Annotated in this window: 14 protein-coding genes, 1 rRNA gene, 1 other RNA gene and 1 pseudogene; 11 read left to right on the top strand and 6 right to left on the bottom strand. The window is 66.7% G+C overall.

The window, feature by feature from the left end:
- Positions 1-193 precede the first annotated feature (193 nt).
- The 5 genes from HDR50_RS03470 (at position 194) to HDR50_RS03450 (ending at position 4504) form a co-directional block, all read left to right on the top strand.
- Positions 194-685 (top strand): flavodoxin, encoded by a 492-nt coding sequence (locus tag HDR50_RS03470; RefSeq protein ID WP_291355949.1) that lies wholly within the window; start codon positions 194-196, stop codon positions 683-685.
- The gene (locus HDR50_RS03465; RefSeq protein ID WP_291355947.1) at positions 685-1593 is read left to right on the top strand and encodes a carboxymuconolactone decarboxylase family protein; all 909 of its coding nucleotides are present in this window, start codon (positions 685-687) and stop codon (positions 1591-1593) included. Before HDR50_RS03470 ends, HDR50_RS03465 begins: the two co-directional genes overlap by 1 nt.
- Before the next feature lie 18 nt (positions 1594-1611).
- Complete coding sequence (locus tag HDR50_RS03460) at positions 1612-2892, top strand: aldo/keto reductase (RefSeq protein WP_291355945.1); 1281 nt, start codon at positions 1612-1614, stop codon at positions 2890-2892.
- A 12-nt stretch (positions 2893-2904) separates the two neighbouring features.
- A complete protein-coding gene (locus HDR50_RS03455; protein WP_291355943.1) occupies positions 2905-3552 on the top strand; it encodes an NAD(P)H-dependent oxidoreductase in 648 nt (215 codons plus the stop codon).
- A gap of 439 nt (positions 3553-3991) precedes the next feature.
- A complete protein-coding gene (locus HDR50_RS03450) occupies positions 3992-4504 on the top strand; it encodes a ferritin (RefSeq protein WP_291355941.1) in 513 nt (170 codons plus the stop codon).
- 92 nt (positions 4505-4596) lie between these two features.
- Here HDR50_RS03450 and HDR50_RS03445 read toward each other — a convergent pair whose 3' ends face one another.
- The 6 genes and pseudogenes from HDR50_RS03445 to HDR50_RS03420 form a co-directional block, all read right to left on the bottom strand.
- Complete coding sequence (locus tag HDR50_RS03445) at positions 4597-6105, bottom strand: tripartite tricarboxylate transporter permease (protein ID WP_291355939.1); 1509 nt, start codon at positions 6103-6105, stop codon at positions 4597-4599.
- A 46-nt stretch (positions 6106-6151) separates the two neighbouring features.
- A complete protein-coding gene (locus HDR50_RS03440; protein WP_291355937.1) occupies positions 6152-6649 on the bottom strand; it encodes a tripartite tricarboxylate transporter TctB family protein in 498 nt (165 codons plus the stop codon).
- A gap of 92 nt (positions 6650-6741) precedes the next feature.
- A complete protein-coding gene (locus tag HDR50_RS03435; protein ID WP_291355936.1) occupies positions 6742-7698 on the bottom strand; it encodes a tripartite tricarboxylate transporter substrate binding protein in 957 nt (318 codons plus the stop codon).
- A gap of 75 nt (positions 7699-7773) precedes the next feature.
- A pseudogene (locus tag HDR50_RS03430) lies at positions 7774-9423 on the bottom strand (lipid II flippase MurJ).
- Positions 9423-11981: a VacB/RNase II family 3'-5' exoribonuclease gene (locus HDR50_RS03425; RefSeq protein ID WP_291355934.1), complete on the bottom strand. Its 2559-nt coding sequence runs from the start codon at positions 11979-11981 to the stop codon at positions 9423-9425. The pseudogene HDR50_RS03430 and the gene HDR50_RS03425 overlap by 1 nt, the downstream one beginning before the upstream one ends.
- Before the next feature lie 72 nt (positions 11982-12053).
- A complete protein-coding gene (locus HDR50_RS03420; RefSeq protein WP_291355932.1) occupies positions 12054-12761 on the bottom strand; it encodes a Bax inhibitor-1/YccA family protein in 708 nt (235 codons plus the stop codon).
- Positions 12762-12978: 217 nt separating this feature from the next.
- Here HDR50_RS03420 and zapB point away from each other — a divergent pair, with 217 nt between their 5' ends.
- From zapB to HDR50_RS03390, 6 genes are all read left to right on the top strand, one after another.
- Entirely contained in the window at positions 12979-13260 is a 282-nt protein-coding gene (zapB, locus tag HDR50_RS03415; protein ID WP_291355930.1) for a cell division protein ZapB, read from the top strand.
- Positions 13244-13543 (top strand): cell division protein ZapA, encoded by a 300-nt coding sequence (locus tag HDR50_RS03410; protein WP_291355928.1) that lies wholly within the window; start codon positions 13244-13246, stop codon positions 13541-13543. The genes zapB and HDR50_RS03410 overlap by 17 nt, the downstream gene beginning before the upstream one ends.
- A gap of 54 nt (positions 13544-13597) precedes the next feature.
- Positions 13598-13783: non-coding RNA, 6S RNA (ssrS, locus tag HDR50_RS03405), on the top strand.
- A gap of 317 nt (positions 13784-14100) precedes the next feature.
- Complete coding sequence (gene rny / locus HDR50_RS03400) at positions 14101-15660, top strand: ribonuclease Y (protein ID WP_291355927.1); 1560 nt, start codon at positions 14101-14103, stop codon at positions 15658-15660.
- Complete coding sequence (locus HDR50_RS03395) at positions 15657-16340, top strand: TRIC cation channel family protein (RefSeq protein ID WP_291355925.1); 684 nt, start codon at positions 15657-15659, stop codon at positions 16338-16340. The genes rny and HDR50_RS03395 overlap by 4 nt, the downstream gene beginning before the upstream one ends.
- A 408-nt stretch (positions 16341-16748) precedes the next feature.
- A 16S ribosomal RNA gene (locus tag HDR50_RS03390) occupies positions 16749-17753 on the top strand; the annotation flags it as partial.

The following is a 17753-nucleotide window of genomic DNA, read 5'->3' as shown; positions in this document are numbered from 1 at the left end:
GGAAGAATCCTAAAAAATAAGATTTTTCGGCGCTGGCAAGGAAGATAAAAATTTCCGAAGGGAGTGTACTTAAGTACTCGACCGAGGAAATTTTTCTCTGACGCAGCCAGCGCCGAAAAAGCTGTTTTTGACGGATAATTTCGGCATTAAGAGCAGCACGACAGCATCAACCCTGCTTCCAAAGGAGCCTGCGTTGAACAAAATACTCGTCGCCTACTTTTCCGCCACCGGCACCACCGCGCGCGTGGCGCATGCGCTCGCCGAGGCCGCCGGCGCTGACCTCTACGCCATCACGCCCGCGGTGCCCTACACCGCGGCCGACCTCAACTGGCATGACAAGAAAAGCCGCTCAAGCCTCGAAATGGCGGACGCGGCCTCGCGCCCGGCCATCGCCGGGGAACTGCCGGATATGGCGCCCTACGACGCCATCTTTGTGGGCTTCCCCATCTGGTGGTACCAGGCGCCGCGCATCATCGAGACCTTTGTGCAGGCGGCCGACTTCAGCGGCAAGACCCTGATTCCCTTCGCCACTTCCGGCGGCAGCCCGCTCGGGGAGAGCGGGGCCATTTTGGCAAAGCTCTGCCCCGGCGGCCGCTGGCTCGCGGGCAGGCGCCTCAACGCGGGCGTCTCGGAGCGCGAACTGGCCGAATGGCTGAAGCAACTGGGCCTCGGGGAGGGACGCTGATGAAAGGCATGTTCGGAAAAGCAGGAAAGGCGGCGCGCCTTGGCGCGGTGCTGGCGCTGGCCGCGCTTGTGTGGCTCGGCATGGCGGGGCCGGCCGCGGCGGCGGACAAGGATGCAGGAGGGAGCAGCATGGACAGGGTGCAGGCAGCGGAAAAGAACCGGCAGAAATGGCAGGGCGGCGCGCCGGCCCCGCTGGCGGACACCGACCCGGAGCTCGCGTCCATGCGCGACCGCCTCGTTTATGGCGAGATCCTTAACGAGGGCACCCTCACCGACCGCCAGGCCGCGCTGGTGACGCTGGCCGCGCTCACGGCGAGCCAGGGCCTTGAGGCGCTTTCGGCGCAGGCCGAGGCGGCCCTGCGCGTGGGCGCAAGCGCGGCGGATATCCGCGAGGCGCTTTACCAGTGCGCGGCCTATGTGGGCTTCCCGCGGGTGGAGGCGGCCCTTCGCGTGGTGAACCCGGTGCTCACAAAGCACGGGGCCACGCTGCCGCTGCCGCCCGAGGCCACGGTCGATGAAGCGACGCGCCTTGCCGACGGCCTTGCGGTGCAGCGCCAGATCTTTGGGGCCAAGGGCATCGACGCCATGCGCGAGAACGCGCCGGCCGGGCAGAAGGCCATCGTGGCCAATTATCTGAGCGCCTATTGCTTCGGCGACCTCTATACCCGCAAGGTGCTGGACCTCAAGATGCGCGAGCTCATTACCTTCAGCGCCATCGTGGCACTGGGCGGCTGCGACCCGCAGGCCAAGGCGCATGCCGGCGCCAACGTGAGCGTGGGCAACACGAAGCAGAACCTCGTGGACGCGCTCGCGGTGATGTTGCCGCTTATCGGCTTCCCGCGCACGCTCAACGGCCTCGCCGCGGTCAATGCGGCCCTGCCGGAGGATGCGGGCCAGGTCCGTCGATAATTGCACCAGGGAGACTTCATGGACAGGCGTACCTTTCTCAAGGGCGGCGCGGCCCTCGCGGCGGCACCGGCCCTGGCCTCTGTCGCGGGTCTTTCCCCTGCCTGGGCCGCGGCCCAGGACCCGGCCAATATCCGCAACTGGCACCCGGACATGCGCTACCGCCCGCACGGGCTCACCGGCGTGGGCGTGTCCGCGCTGGGCTTCGGCATGTTGCGCCTGCCCATGCTCGAAGACCGCAAGACCGTGGACGAGGCCAAAACCATCCCCATGCTCCGCCACGCCATCGACCACGGCCTCAACTATGTGGACACGGGCTATGTCTACCTGGGCGGCCAGAGCGAGGCCGTCACCGGCAAGGCGCTGGCGGATGGCTACCGGGACCGCGTGTGGCTGACTTCCAAGTCTCCGTGGTGGATCATGGAGCGGCCCGAGGACTTCCACAAATTCTTCGACGAGTCGCGCCGCCGCCTCAACTCGGATGTCATCGACTTCTACCACATCCACATGATCATGCACCGCGGCTGGAAGGACAAGGTGGTGCCCTATCGCCTCGGCGAGAAGATGCAGGACCTGAAGGCACAGGGCAAGATCCGCTTCGCGGGCTTTTCCTTCCATGACGGGGTGCCGCTCTTCAAGCGCGTGGTGGACGCCGCGCCGTGGGATTTCTGCCTCATCCAGCAGAACTATCTCGACACCGAGCACGAGGCCGGGCTCGTGGGCCTCAACTACGCGGCCGCCAACGGCATGGGCGTGTCCATCATGGAGCCTTTGCGCAACGGCTTTCTCGTGAAGCCGCCGGCGCGGGTCCAGGCCGAGCTCGACAAGGCGCCCCACAGGCGTCACCCCGTGGAGTGGGCCTTTGACTATCTCTGGAACAAGCCCGAGGTGAGCGTGGTGGTGAGCGGCATGTCCTCCATGGACAATGTGCGCGACAACCTCGCCTATGCCGGCCGCTCGGCGCCGGGCATGCTGGACGCGGAGGAGCGGGCGGTCATCGGGCGCGCGGCGCGGGCCTATCGCGCGGCGCCCGGGGCCATCCCCTGCACGGGCTGCTACAACTGCATCCCCTGCCCGCAGAACGTGGCCATCGGCTACCTCTTCAACATGGTCTACAACCAGTACAAGGCCGACGGCGACAAGGCGCGGGCGCACCGGCTCGTCAACTACTCCATGTCGCCCGTGCAGCGCGGCGACAAGCCCGGGGCCTGCAACGACTGCGGCCTCTGCCTCCCCAAATGCCCGCAGGGCATCGACATCCCGGCGGAGCTCAAGCGCATCCGTCAGGAACTGGAACTCTAGGCGGGGGAAGGCATGGACAGGCGCGATTTTTTAAAGACAGCCGGCCCGCTGGCCCTGGGCGCGCTGGCGGGCGTCACGGCGCCGCTCGGCGCGCCCTCCGGGGCGGAGGCGGAAGCAAAGGACAAGGCCATGAAGATACTGGTGCTCACGGGCAGCCCCCGGAAGAACGGCAATTCCAACCATCTGGCGAGCCGCTTCATCGAGGGCGCCACAGAGGCCGGGCACAGCGTCACGCGCTTTGACGCGGCGCAAAGCGAGGTGCACCCCTGTATCGCCTGCAATTCCTGCGGCATGGACGGCCCCTGCATCTTCCAGGACGATTTCGGGATCGTGCGCGAGCACATCGTCCCGGCGGACATGGTGGTCTTTGCCACACCCATGTATTATTTCGGCATCTCCGCGCAGCTCAAGGCGGTCATCGACCGCTTCTACGCCATCAACGGGCAGATCCACGTGCCCAAGAAGGCCGCCCTGCTCATGACCTACGCCAACACGGCGGCGGAGCAGGCCGCGCCCATTGCCGCGCATTATGACGTTTTGCTCGACTATCTCGGCTGGCAGGATGCGGGCCGCGTCATCGCGCCCGGCGTGTGGGTGGAGGGCTCGGTGAGCAATACGCCCTATCCGCGCGCGGCCTACGATTTGGGCAAGAGCCTCTGAGCGTGGCTTTCGCGCCCCGGGCCTCCCCGGCGCACTTGTCAAGACGGCCGCTTGGCCCTATGCTGCGTCCACGCTGTCCGCTCCCCTGCGGCCGGCGCGGATGCTGAGTTTGACGAAGGATGCAAAAGGGTTATGTTATACATTGCAGTTGGTCGCCTTCCTTATTCCCGTCTGGAGCGAAGCGAAAGACGGGTGCTGGCGCCGGAAGAATCCTAAAAAATAAGATTTTTTGCTGCCGGCAAGGAAGACAAAAATTTCCGAAGGGAGTGTACTTAAGTACTCGACCGAGGAAATTTTTTTCTGACGCAGCCGGCGGCAAAAAGGCTGTTTTTGACGGATAATTTCGGCATTACTCCAGCTTCACAGGCACGCCGCCAACTCGCTGGTATATAACAAAGCCTGCAAAAAACGCAGATACCTGCGCCAAAGGAGAACCCCCATGGACAAGAAAGTCGCCGACCTGATCCGCGAACAGGTCACCAAGGAATTTTACTCCGCCTATCTCTACCTCGCCTTTTCCAACTACTACCATGAGGTGAGCCTGGACGGCTTCGGCCACTGGTTCGAGGTGCAGGCGCGGGAAGAGCAGCAGCACGCCATGAAATTCCTGAAATACCTTCAGGACAACAACGAAAAGGTGAAGCTCGGCACTATCGACGCCCCCGACGCTGAGTTCAACAATCACAAGGAGCCGCTGGACGCCGCGCTCAAGCACGAGAAGTACGTCACCTCGCTCATCAACACCATCTACCGCGAAGCGCGCGAGGTCGACGACTATCGCACCTGCCAGTTCCTCGACTGGTTCATCGCCGAGCAGGGCGAGGAGGAGAAGAACACGAGCGACCTCATCGCCAAGTACGATCTCTATGCCTCCGACCCCAAGGGCCTTTACCTGCTGAACTCCGAGCTCATGGGCCGGGTGGACACCACNGCCACGGANNCGCAGGCCTAGNNCNCGCCNNNCCNCGNNACANNAATCAAGCCGCGGCNNACTCCNTTNCCGGGGGCCGCCGCGGCTTTTCTGTTGTNCNGNCGNNTTCTTGNCTAGGCCGCGCCGTGCTTTTCCCTGAGCNTGCGCTCCATGCGGTTCATGAAGATGGGCGAGAGCAGGCCGANNACGCAGAGCGCGATGAGCGCCCAGCAGAGCGGCGTGGAAAAGAGGATGGACGGGTCGCCGTCGCTCAGCATGAGCGAGCGCCNNAGNCCNCGCTCGCCGATGGGNCCGAGNATGAGCCCGAGCACGATGGCCGTGGCGTTCATGTCGAACTTGCGCACGAGGTAGCCCACGCCNCCNAAAATGAGCATGATGGCCACCTCNACCACNTTGTTGTGGATGGCGTAGGAGCCCACCACGCAGAGCAGGAAGATGGANGGGATGAGGATGGCGTCCGANAGGCGNGCGATATTGGCGAAGCCCTTGCAGCCGAGCATGCCGATGCCGAGCATGAAGAACTGCACGAGCACGAAGCCCGCGAAAAAGGTGTAGGTCATGCCCGCATAGGTGNTGAAGAGCTCGGGCCCGGGCTGGAGGCCGTGNATNATGAGNCCGCCCATGAGCACGGCCGTCACCGACTCGCCCGGGATGCCNANNGTGAGCATGGGAATGAGCGAGCCGCCCGTGACCGCGTTGTTGGCNGCTTCGGAGCCGGCCACGCCCTCGATGGAGCCCTTGCCGAACTCCTGCTTGTTCTTGGAGAAGCGGCGCGCCTCGTTATAGCCGATGAAGCAGGCGATGGACGCGCCGGCGCCNGGCAGGATGCCCACGATATTGCCGATGATCCACGAGCGGATGATGGTCGGCGAGATCTTCTTCACCTCGGCCCCGGTGAGGCTGAAGCGGTCCTTGAACTTGGCGGCCGCGGGCCTCGCCTGGATGCGCTTTTCCGCCAGGATGAGCACCTGCGACATGGAAAAGAGGCCGATGAGCGCGCAGGTCACGTCCACGCCGTTGTAGAGCGTGCTCTGGCCGAACATGAAGCGCGGCACGCCCTCCATGGGGTCCATGCCCACGGTGGAGATGAGCAGGCCGAGCACGCCGCTCATGAGGCCCTTGATCATGGACTTGGACGACACGCCCGCGATGATGGTCAGCCCGAAAAGCGAGAGCCAGAAATATTCCGGGCTCTTGAACTTCATGGCGAGCTGCGCCAGCGGCGGCGCGAAGAAATAGAGCGAGATGCAGCTCAAAAGGCCGCCGCAGAAGGAGGCGAAGCAGGCCACGGTGAGCGCCTTGGCCGCCTGGCCGCGCAGGGTGAGCTGGTAGCCCTCGATGGCCGTGGCCGCCGAGGCCGGCGTGCCCGGCGTGTGGATGAGGATGGCGCTGATGGAGCCGCCGAAAATGGCGCCGCAGTAGATGCCGCCGAGGATGATGAGGCCCGTGGCCGGGTCCATGCCGAAGGTCACGGGCAAAAGCAGGGCCACGCCCATGGCGGCGGAAAGGCCGGGCAGGCAGCCGATGGTCACGCCCACGGCCGTGGCCGCGGCCATGAGCAGGAGGTTGAGCGGGCTTAAGGCTTGCAGGAAGCCCGTGCCCATGAGCGCCAGAGTGTCCATGCGTCGTCCTTATGTGAGGTGGGGCGTGGCGAAAATCGGGCCGCGGCTAGCCGAACAGGATGCCGCGCGGCAGCGGCACCTTGAGAAAGAGCGTGAACACCGAGTAAATGAGGATGCCGAGCACCGCCAGCGTGATNGCCATATGCAGCGGCGGCACCTTGAGCCGCCACATGACCGCCACCATGTAGATGAGCCCGGCCGGGTAAAAGCCCACATAGTGCATGAGCGCGAGATAGGCCACCGAGGCGATGACCACGAAGAAGAACTGCCCGGCGAGAAAGCCCTTGAAAATCTCGGGCAGGTCGTTGACGAGGCCGGGCTTTTCGGGCNCGGGCGCGGGGATGCCGGCCTCCTCGATGGCCGGNCGGCCGGTGAAGAGCCGCCAGAGGCGCGTGGCGAGATAGAGCGTGTTCAGCCCGGCGAGCCCGGCGATGAGGCAGAGCGGGTAGACCTGGGCCGCGGCCTTGAGCTTGAGGGTCATCACAAGAAAGAGCAGGCAGGTGGCGTAGATGATGGCCACCACGCCGATGTCGGAGCGGGTCATGCTGGCTCCCNGGTTTGGGCGCTGGCGAAAGCCGCCGGCCCGGNCGGGANCGGNGTTCCGTCCGGGCCTTTTGGCAGGGCTNNNTNNAAAGGCTACTTGTAGAGGTTCGAGACCACGTCCTTGCAGAACTTCTCCTGGTCGGCGATGAGGTCCGCGTAGGCCTTGTTGTCCTTGAAGTCGATGGTCATGCCGGCCTTTTCATGGGCGGCGATGTTTTCCGGGTCTTCCATGGTCTTGCGGAAGGCGTCCACATAGAACTCGATGATTTCCGGGGGCGTGCCCTTGGGGGCCACGAGGCCGCGCGCCGCGCCGTACCACTTGTCATAGTAGCCCTGCTCGCCCAGGGTGGGCACGTCGGGCATCTCGGGCAGGCGCTTTTCGGAGAACACGCCGAGCACGCGCAGCTCGGGCTTGTCGCCCTTGATGAGCTGGGCCACGTCGGCCACCTTGGCGCAGGAGAAGTCCACCTCGCCCTGGCGCAGGGCCAGGAGCTGGTCGGCCGTGCCGCCGTAGGGGATGGCCTTGTAGTCAAAGCCCGCGCTCTTGGCGAGCAGCTGGGCCGCGGTGTGGTTGGAGGCTTCCACGCCGTTGGTGGAGGCGCGGTAGGTGGGCTTGGCCTTGCAGGCCTCCACGAGGTCCTTGAGGCTCTTCCACGGGCTGTCGGCCTTGACCACCACCACGCCGGTCTCGGAAAGATGGTTGGCGATGGGCACCACGTCGGCCACGCTGAAGGTGGAGTCGGGCATGGTGGCGAGCGTGGTGAAGGTGGGCAGGTTGATGAAGCCGATGGTCTGGCCGTCGGGCTTGGCGTTCACGAGCTGGGTCCAGCCGATCTTGCCGTCGGCGCCGGGCAGGTTGTTGATGACGAGGGTCTTGCCCACATGCTTCTCCGCCTCGGAGGCGAGCAGGCGCGCGCCCGTGTCCGTGCCGGAGCCGGCCTTGTAGGCCACGATGACGTTCACGTCGCCCGTGGGTTTCCAGTCGGCGGCNNANNCNAGGGCCGGGGNCAGCAGCAGGGCAAGGGCGAGCAGGACGAGACATTTTTTCATGGAGGGTCCTCCCGGAAAAAAGTGGCGAAGCCGNTGCCGGGCGCCNTGCCCGGCGTTGGTGCGATGCNGGGATTCTCATGNATCTTTGNCGTTTTGGCAAGCGTCNGCGNNCGNNNNGGNCCNGNCTTTNTNNCGGGCCAGGCGCTNCCGNANGGGCCNNGCCGCCATNTCGAGNAGNTCNGGNGCNACNAGGCGCGCCAGCGGCACCGCCACCAGCGCGAAGGCCGCGCCGCTCGCCATGAGCGCCGCGCAGGCGGCGAAAAAGGGCGCCAGCGGCAGCCGCGCGAGCGTGGCGTCGGCCGCAAGCCAGGCCACGCCCGCGGCCGGGACGGAGCAGGCGAGGCAGCGCGCCGTGAGCGGCCCAAGGCCCGCAAAGGCCGCCCAGCCATGGCGCCGCGCCCAGATGAGGATGAGCCAGACCACATAGGCGCTGACGCCAAGGCCGGAGAGCGCGGCCACGGCCCAGGCGCCCAGCGGCACGGCGAGGAAATAGTAGAGCGGGATGCACACGATGGTCAGCACCGTGCCCGTGAGCGCCGGGGTGAGGGTGTCGCCGTGGGCGTAATAGGCGCGCACGAGCACCATGTAAAAGATCCAGAAGGGCGCCGGTGCGAGCATGAGCCTCGTCAGCGGCAGCGCCGCCAAGGTCTCCCCGGGGCCGAAGCGCCCGCCCTGGAAGATGATGCCGAGGATGGGCCACGATGCCGCCATCATCCAGAGCGCGCAGGGGATGATGAGGCCGAGGCTCGCGGCAAGGGCGGTGCGCAGCGTCGCGGCGAAGCGTTCGTCCTCGCCGTCGGCCAGAAGGCGCACGAGAAAGGGATAGGACGCCACGGCCGCGGCCTGCCCCACGAGGCCCACGGGCACCTGCGCGATGCGCCGGCCATAGTTGAGCAGGCTCACGGCGCCGTCGCCCACGAGGCTTCCGAAGACGCGCAAAAACTGCTCGTCGAGCATGACCACGGTCTGCCCGAGCATGAGCGGCAGCGCGATAAGCAAGAAGCGGAAGAGCAGGGGATGCCGCCACACGAAGGTAAGGCGCAGCCCCCCGGCCCGCGCGGCCTGGAAGGGCAGCAGGAAAGCCCCGAGCCCGGCGCCCAGGGTCACGCCCACACAGTACCCGGTCATTCCCATATGGCCGCCCTTGCAGAAGAGGACACCCGCCCCCGGCACCAGCGGCAAGAGCAGGCCCATGGCGATGATGGCGCCATTATAGATGAGCGGCGTGAGCGAGGGCACGCTGAACTGCCGCCTGAGCAGCAAAAGCGCGGTGAAGCAGGCCCCGGCGAGAAAGAACACCTGCGCCGGCAGGATGATGCGCATGAAGAAGGCGAGGCGCCCCAAGGCCTCGGGGCTGAAGCCCGGGGCGGTGAGCCGCGCGAGCTGCTCGGCCCAGATCATGCCCGCGCCGGTGAGCGCCAGCGAGGATACGAGCATCCAGAAAAACACGCAGGAGAAAAAGCGCCAGGCGTCGTCCTCGTCCTCGCGGAAGCGCGCCGCCAGGAGCGGGATGATGGTGATGGACATGAAGCCGCCGGCCAAAAGATAATTGATGATGTCCGGCACCACGAAGGCCGCGAAATAGAGGTCGGCCTCGCCGCCCGCGCCGAACTGCCACGAGATGACCTTGTCGCGCACAAGGCCCATGAGGCGCGAGAGCACGGCGCTGGCCGCGAGGATGAGCGCGGCCGCGCCCATGCGCTGGCGGGCGGTGAGCAGGGGCATCAGCGGGCCTTGTCCCCGCGGCGGGGCCGCCCCGCTGAGGTGCGGGGCCGCTCGCGGCGGGGGGGCTTGCCGTCCCGCCCGGGCTGTCCGCGCCGGCCCGGGGTGTCGGGCGTGCCCGGCCTTTTCCCCTGCCCGCTGGCGCCGCTGCCGGAACGGGATTTCCGCCCCCCGGGCGCCGGGCCTTCCCGCTTCCGGCCTTTGCCCGTACCCGGGCGCCGGCCGTCCCGCTGGTTCTTGCCGGGTACGGGGCGGCCCTTGCCGGCCGCCGGGCCTCCCTTGCGCGGGGCCTTGCCCGCCGCGGGCAGTTCCAGCGGCACCAGGCGGATCTCGAGCCGGCCCATGTCCACTTCCTCAAGGCGCACCTTCACCGGGTCGCCCAGCTTCCAGACGCGGCCCAGGCGCTCGCCCGTGAGGGAGAGGCGGTCCTGGTCATACACGTACCAGTCGTCCGTGAGGTCTTCGAGGCGGATCATGCCCTCCACAGGCATGCCGTCGAGCTCCACGAAGATGCCGAAGGGCGTGACGCCGCTGATGACGCCGGAAAGCTGCTCGCCCTCGCGGCCGGCGAGGGAGAGGCAGGCGAGGCGCCGCGCCATTTCGCGCTCGCACTCCATGGCCGCGCGTTCGCGGCGGTTCAACTGGTCGCCGATGCGCAAAAGGCGCTGCCCGGCCGGGATCTCGCCGCAGGGCTTGCCCAGCGCCGCCTTGAGCGCCCGGTGCACGAGCAGGTCGGCATAACGCCGGATGGGCGAGGTGAAGTGGCAATAGTCGGTGGAGGCCAGCCCGAAATGGCCCACATTCTCCGGCTGGTAGCGGGCCTGGGGGAGGGCCCGCAGGCAGAGGCGGTTGACCACATATTCCTGCGGCGTGCCCTGGGCGCGGCCCAGTATTTCGCGCAGGGCCGCGGCGTCCGGCTTGCCGTTCACGCGAAGGCGCGGCGGCAGGCTCTCCAGCGCCGTGGCCTCAAGGGTGGTGAACAGCGCTTCCAGCCGCTCCGCGTCCGGCTCGGGGTGGACGCGGTAGAGAAATTCCGGCGTGCCGCGGGCGCCGAGCCAGCGGGCCACGGCCTCGTTGGCCGCGATCATGAATTCCTCGATGAGCCGGTGCGCGTCATGGCGCTCGGCCACGCCCACGCCGGTCACGCGGCCGTCCGGCCCGAACTGGTAGCGGGCCTCGGGCAGGTCGAAATCGAGGCTGCCCCGCGCCCTGCGCGCCTCCCGCAACACGCGGTACAGGGCAAAGGCCTCGTCCAGCATGGCGAGCACCGCTTCGCCGCGGGGCTGTTCGCGGATGGCGCGCCGCGCCGCCTCGTCCCGGTCGAGCACGGCGTCGCGCACCGCATCATACGTAAGGCGCGCGGCCGAGCGCATGATCACCGGCGCGAAGCGCGCCTCGCCCGGGCGCCCCTTTTCGTCCAGCGGCAGCTCCACCAGCATGGCGAGCCGGTCTTCCCCAGGCTTCAGGCTGCACAGGCCGTTGGAGAGCGCGGGCGGCAGCATGGGCTCCACCGAGCGCGGAAAATACCAGGAATTGCCGCGGGCCAGCGCCTCGGCGTCAAGGGCGCCTGGCCCTCCCGGCTGGCCGCGCCCGGGCCGCACATAGTGGCTCACATCGGCGATGGCCACGCGCAAAAGCCAGCCCTTGCCGCGTTTTTCCACATGCACGGCGTCGTCGAAGTCGCGCGCGTCCGCGCCGTCGATTGTCACGAGCGGGAGCGGGCGCATGTCCTCGCGCCCGGCCATGTCCTCGGGCGTCGGCCCGGCGGGAAGATTCGCGGCCTCGGCGAGCACGGCCGGCGGAAATTCGCGCGGCGCCTCGTGATTGAGCTTGACAAGCTCCTCCTGCACGGCCACATCGTCCTCGCGGCCATAGGCGCCCGCGAGACGCGCGCTCCAGAGGTCCGAGGCCAGTTCCGCCTCGGGGGTGACGAGCAGGAGCGTCCCCGCCTCCAGGCGCCCCCCTTGGGGCAGGCCCGGCGCCCCGTCTTCGGGCAGCGAAACGCTGAAATTCACCGGGATGCGGCTGTCAGCCGGGCGGCAGAAGAGCGTCGCCCCGGTGCGGCGCACCAGATGCACCGGCACTTCCTTGTTCGCCCGCTCGAGGATGTGGGTCACGCGGCCTTCGGGCGCGCGCGAAACGCCGTGGCCGCGTCCCTCTCTGCCGGGCATCGCCACCGCGCGCACGAGGTCGCCGTGCCATGCGCCGCCGCGCTGGACAGGATGGATGAAGAGCTCGGGGCCGGCCGCCGCGCCGTCCTCGCGCACGGGCGTCACGAAGCCGCCGCCGTCGCGCAGGGCGCGGTAGCGGCCCGTGACCTGGCGCAGGCTTTCGGGCCGCGTCCACAGGCCGCCGGCGAGGCGCACGAGGCGCCCCTCGCGGGCCAGCGCGGCGAGTTCCGTCTCGAGCTGCCGCTTGCCCTGGCGCGGCACGCGCGCGGCCCGCAAAAGCGCGTCCAGGCGCAGGGGGCGCGCCTGCCGGGCGAAGATGGCCAGCAGGTCGTCGCCGGCCGGCACGGCGCCGGCGCGCCTGTCAGTACGTTGTTTCTTGGGTTTTTTCATGACGTGGAAATAGAAAACAGGGGCAAAAGGCGAGCCCTTTGCCCCTGCGTTCCCTGTGGTTTTTGGCGCCGGCTAGTCGCGGTTGCCGCCGAAAAGCTGGAGCAGCATGAGGAAGATGTTGATGAAGTCGAGATAGAGGGTCAGCGCGCCCAGGATGGCCCCGCGGCGGACGGCCGTGCCGTCCTCAAGGGGCGCGCCCTCGCCGAAGCGGCGCAGCTTCTGGGTGTCATAGGCGGTGAGGCCGGTGAAGATGAGCACCCCGAGGCAGCTCACGATGAAGTTCATCATGGTGCTCTTCAAAAAGAAGTTCACCACCATGGCGATGAGGATGCCGATGAGGCCCATGAACAGGAAGTTCCCGAAGCCCGTGAGGTCGCGCTTGGTCACGGTGCCGTAGATCGACATGGCGAGGAAGGTGCCGGTGGTCACGAGGAAGGCCGTGCCGATGGACGCGATGGGATAGACCACGAAAATGGACGAGAGCATGGCCCCGGTGAGCGCCGAATAGAGCAGGAAAAGCCCCGTGGCCGCGCCGGCAGAGAGCTTGGTGATGGCCGCGGACAGCCCGATGACGAGGCCGAACTGCGCGAGCACGAGCAAAATCATGACCAGGCTGTTGCCGAGGATGGCGTCGCGGATGACCGGGGTGCCGGCCACGCCGTAGGCCACCACCGTGGTGACGGCGAGGCCCGCGGTCATCCACTGGTAGACGTGGCGCATATAGACGGAAGCCACGCTCGAGACGCGGCCTTGGGCGATGGTATTGGGGAAGGGTGCCATGGAAAGCCTCCGGGATGGTGGAAGAAAGGGCCTCGGCGCATGCGCCGCCGGGTGGCGGCCATGCCTCGGGCCGTTGGGGGCATGCGCGCGCCCGCTGGTCCGCGCCGGAAAGCCCCTGCCTGCTCTTTCTATATAAGATTTACCCGCACTTGCGCAAGGCCCGCAGGCCCCCCTTCCGCCCGGCCTTGCGCAAAATCCGCCCCGCGGGAGAAGCGCCTTGCAAGACGGGCGTGCCGGTGCTAGTGTGGAAGCCATGGAACTTCTGGAACAGCTTGAGGCGCGCGTCGCCGAACTCCTGGCCCGGCTGGATCGTCTGCGGGCCGAGAATGCGCACCTGCGCGCCGAGCTTTCCGCCCAGGGCGTGGAATCGTCCGGGCTGGAAGAAGAAAACCGCAGGCTGCATGAATCCCTCGCCCGCGAGGAAGGGCGGCGCGCCGAGGCGCTCCAGCGCATCGACGCCCTGCTGCGCAAGATCCAGGAGCATGACAGCGTCGAGTAGGCTATTTGTGAGTGATACCAACATCAACCTTACCGTTCTTGGCGTTGACATCGCCTTCCGGGCCGGGGCCGACATGGAGCGCGCCCGCGAAGCGGCCCGGCTGGTGGAAGAACGGTTTGCGCGCGGAAAAACGAGGTCCCAGGGCGGCCAGAGCAGGGAGATACTGCTTACCTTTCTGGCCCTAGGCCTGGCGGATGAACTGTTGCAGTTGAAGAAAACGCAGAATGACGCGCGGCGGCGCATTGCCGCGCTTCTTGCACGGATAGAGAATTCCGAAGAATAGGCGGCGGCCGCGGGGGCGCAGCATCCTCCCCACGGCCCGCACAAGGAGCAGACATTTTCCCTGGAGTCCGCGTGATTTGCGCCTCGGCGCTAACCTGACAAGCATATGCAAAAGGGCGTCGGTCTCTGCGGCCCGTGTGCAAGCCCGCCTTGGGCGGGAAGCCTGACGGCCGCATACGGATGCCCGACCTGGGAAACCAGGTTCTGCACCGCAGGCGCGACACGGTTCTCTGGGGTTCTTGAACGTTCGCGGGATTTCCTTTCGGGGGTGCCGGCCCTGCCGCGCCCCCGGAAAACCAGGCCAGATAGCGGCGCATCCCGGCGCCCGGCGCTGGTTTTTCGTGCCGTGCCGCCCGGCGTTTCGCCGTGGGCGGCGCCGGCCCCGCATCCCGGGGCATGACGGCATTCTGTCGGGCCGGTTCCGGCCCGGCTTCACACGCGCTTCCGTTCGCATCCGGCCTTGGCCGCAAGGGCTTGCCGCCCCGGCATGATGTGCGGCGCATTTTGGCGCCGTCCCTTCGGCGCCCCGGGCGCCGAACCGAAGCGAGGCTGGTTTCAATGGATCCAATCATCATCGCGGCGCTTTGCGGGGCCGTGCTGGCCGGTTGCCTGGCCGGCATGCTCGTGCAGCGCTATCTCGCGGCCAAGCGCGTCGGCGACGCCGACGAGCTCGCGCGGCGTATCGTGGAAGAGGCCCGCAAGGAGGCACAGGCCCAGAAAAAGGAACTCCTGCTCCAGGGCCAGGACGATCTTTTCAACCAGAAGCGCGAACTGGAAAACGAGTTCCGCGAGCGGGAGCGCGATGTCAAGCAGCGCGAGCGCAAACTGGACGAAATGGGCGGCCGCCTCGAGGAAAAGCTGGAAAAGGCAGCGGCCCGCGAGCTCGACCTGCTCTCGGCCGAGAAGGAACTGGCCCGCAAGGAGCGCGAGCTCTCCGAATCCGAAACCTTTTTGCAGGAGCGCATCAGCGAGCAGGAGCGCCGCCTTTCCGAGATCGCCGGCCTCACGCCTGACGAGGCCCGGGCGCGCCTGCTTGCCGACATCGAGGCGCGCACGCGCCACGAATCCGCCAAGATGATCCGCCAAATCGAGACCCAGGCCCGCGAGACCGCCGACCGCAAGGCCAAGGACATCCTCTGCAATGTCATCCAGCGCTATGCCGGCGACTATGTGAACGAGCAGACCGTCACCGCCGTGACCCTGCCGAGTGAGGACATGAAGGGCCGCATCATCGGCCGGGAGGGCCGCAATATCCGCGCGCTTGAGGCCGCCACCGGCGTTGACCTCATCATCGACGACACGCCGGAGACGGTCATCCTCTCGGCCTACAGCCCGCTCAGGCGCCAGGTGGCGCGCATGGCGCTCGAGCGCCTCATCCAGGACGGCCGCATCCATCCGGCCCGCATCGAGGATGTGGTCCAGAAGTGCCAGCAGGAGCTCGACGTGCAGGTGCGCGAGGTGGGCGAACAGGCCACCTTCGACGCGGGCGTGCACGGCATCCACCCCGAGATCGTGCGCCTTTTGGGCCAGTTGCGCTACCGTACCTCCTTCACGCAGAACGTGCTCCAGCACTCGCTGGAGGTCTCGGCGCTCTGCGGCATGCTGGCCGCTGAGCTCGGCATGGATGTGCGCAAGGCCAAGCGCGCGGGCCTTTTGCACGACATCGGCAAGGCCGTGGACCACGAGGTCGAGGGCCCGCACGCCCTTATCGGCGCGGACATCGCCAAGAAGTACAACGAGAGCCCGGACATCGTGCACGCCATTGCGGCCCACCACGAGGATCAGCGCCCCTCCACGGCGCTCGCCGTGCTCGTGCAGGCGGCGGACTCCATCTCCGGCGCGAGGCCGGGCGCGCGCAAGGAACTTCTGGAGAATTACGTCAAGCGCCTGGAGGATCTGGAGGGCATCGCCACCAGCTTCGAGGGCGTCACCAAGGCCTATGCCATCCAGGCCGGGCGCGAGGTGCGCGTCATGGTGGACGCGGACAGCGTGGACGACGACGCCACCTACCTGCTCTGCAAGGACATTGCCGAGAAGATCGAGAAAAACCTCACCTATCCGGGGCAGATCCGCGTGACCGTCATCCGCGAGCGCCGGGCTGTGGGCCTCGCCAAGTGACCGAGGCCACGGCCCTTCTAGTGGAACTGCTGGACGCGGCCTGCGCCGTGCTCCTGGCCGCTGCCGCCGCGTGGCGGGCGCGCGGCTTCGGCGCGCACTTCACCGGGGCCGTGGTGCTGGGCTGTTTTTGCGGGCTCATGGCCGGGCTCACGCGTGAGACCCTGCTCCACGGGGCCGCGGGCACGCGCCTCGTCCTGGGGGAGCTCCCCGGGCCCGCACTGGCCGGGGCGCTGCTCGGGGCGCTGGCGGCCGCCGGGGCCGCGGCGCTGGCGCGCAAGCGCACCGACGCTTCCGGCGCACTCGGCGGGCGCGGCCTCTTTTTCTGGCTGGACAGTCTGGGGCTTTTCCTCGCCACCTCGCTGGGCGTGTTCTGCGCCCTGCGCGAGATCGGGGCCACGGGCGCGCTGGCGCTGGGGCTGCTCTCAGGGCTCGCGCCGGGCTTCGTGCGCGACACGGCCCTGGGCGATACGGCCCGCTTCGTGGAACAGTCGTGGTATGCCACGGCCGCGGCGCTGGGCGCCATGGCGACCATCCTTTTGCTCATCCTGCCGCCGAGCTTTGGCGGCGCGTGGCCGCTGCCGCAGGCGTGGCGCTGGCTCTGGCCCTGGGCCAGCATCTTCGGCGGCGCGGCCGTGGCCCTGGCCTTGCGCCTCTGGCGCGGCAGCCGGGAGGAGGAGTAACGGCGGAGGATCCTTCCGGCACCATCGCTGCTGTCGATGCCCGTAGGGCTCGCTTTGCTCGCCAACGGGCACGGCGCTTCGCGCCGCCATCCGGTCGCAGCCACCGGCTGTCGCTGCGCTCCAGCCTGAAGGTGGAAGGGCAAACGCCAGCGGGCAAAATTTTTTTTGAAAAAACCTGTTGACAATCCCGGGGGGCGTTGCTACTTTACCCCTCCGCGCCGAGAAACGGGGCAGGCGAAAAAAGTTTTCGCGAGGCCTCTTGACAAGGGCGGGAATCGGACGCATATAACGCGTCGCGCCGCTGAAAGGCGGCGGTGGTTCATTGACAAGTGAATAGCGAGCGGGAAGGAAAGTTCTTTGAGATTCCGGTTCCTTACGGGCAACTGTGAGGGATCTGGCGAAAGATTCAAACTGGAGAGTTTGATTCTGGCTCAGATTGAACGCTGGCGGCGTGCTTAACACATGCAAGTCGAACGCGAAAGGGAGCTTCGGCTCCCGAGTAGAGTGGCGTACGGGTGAGTAACGCGTGGATAATCTGCCCCTCTGACCGGGATAACTGCTGGAAACGGCAGCTAATACCGGGTACGCTCCCCATTTTGATTTGGGGAGGAAAGATGGCCTCTGCTTGCAAGCTATCGCAGAGGGATGAGTCCGCGTCCCATTAGCTTGTTGGTGAGGTAACGGCTCACCAAGGCAACGATGGGTAGCCGATCTAAGAGGATGATCGGCCACACTGGAACTGAAACACGGTCCAGACTCCTACGGGAGGCAGCAGTGGGGAATATTGCGCAATGGACGAAAGTCTGACGCAGCGACGCCGCGTGAGGGATGGAGGCCTTCGGGTCGTAAACCTCTGTCAGAAGGGAAGAAAGCGTACAGTGCCAATCAGCTGTGCGTTGACGGTACCTTCAAAGGAAGCGCCGGCTAACTCCGTGCCAGCAGCCGCGGTAATACGGAGGGCGCAAGCGTTAATCGGAATTACTGGGCGTAAAGCGCACGTAGGCTGTTTCGTAAGTCAGAGGTGAAAGCCCACGGCTCAACCGTGGAATTGCCTTTGATACTGCGGGACTTGAATCCGGGAGAGGGTGGCGGAATTCCAGGTGTAGGAGTGAAATCCGTAGATATCTGGAGGAACACCAGTGGCGAAGGCGGCCACCTGGCCCGGAATTGACGCTGAGGTGCGAAAGCGTGGGGAGCAAACAGGATTAGATACCCTGGTAGTCCACGCCGTAAACGATGGATGCTAGATGTCGGGGAGCGATCCTCGGTGTCGAAGCTAACGCGATAAGCATCCCGCCTGGGGAGTACGGTCGCAAGGCTGAAACTCAAAGAAATTGACGGGGGCCCGCACAAGCGGTGGAGTATGTGGTTTAATTCGATGCAACGCGAAGAACCTTACCTGGGTTTGACATC

It is taken from the genome of Desulfovibrio sp. (assembly GCF_014803725.1).
Classification (GTDB): Bacteria; Desulfobacterota; Desulfovibrionia; order Desulfovibrionales; family Desulfovibrionaceae; genus Desulfovibrio.
The sequence above is the reverse complement of the archived record's forward strand: the minus strand, read 5'-3'. Positions and strand labels throughout refer to the sequence as shown.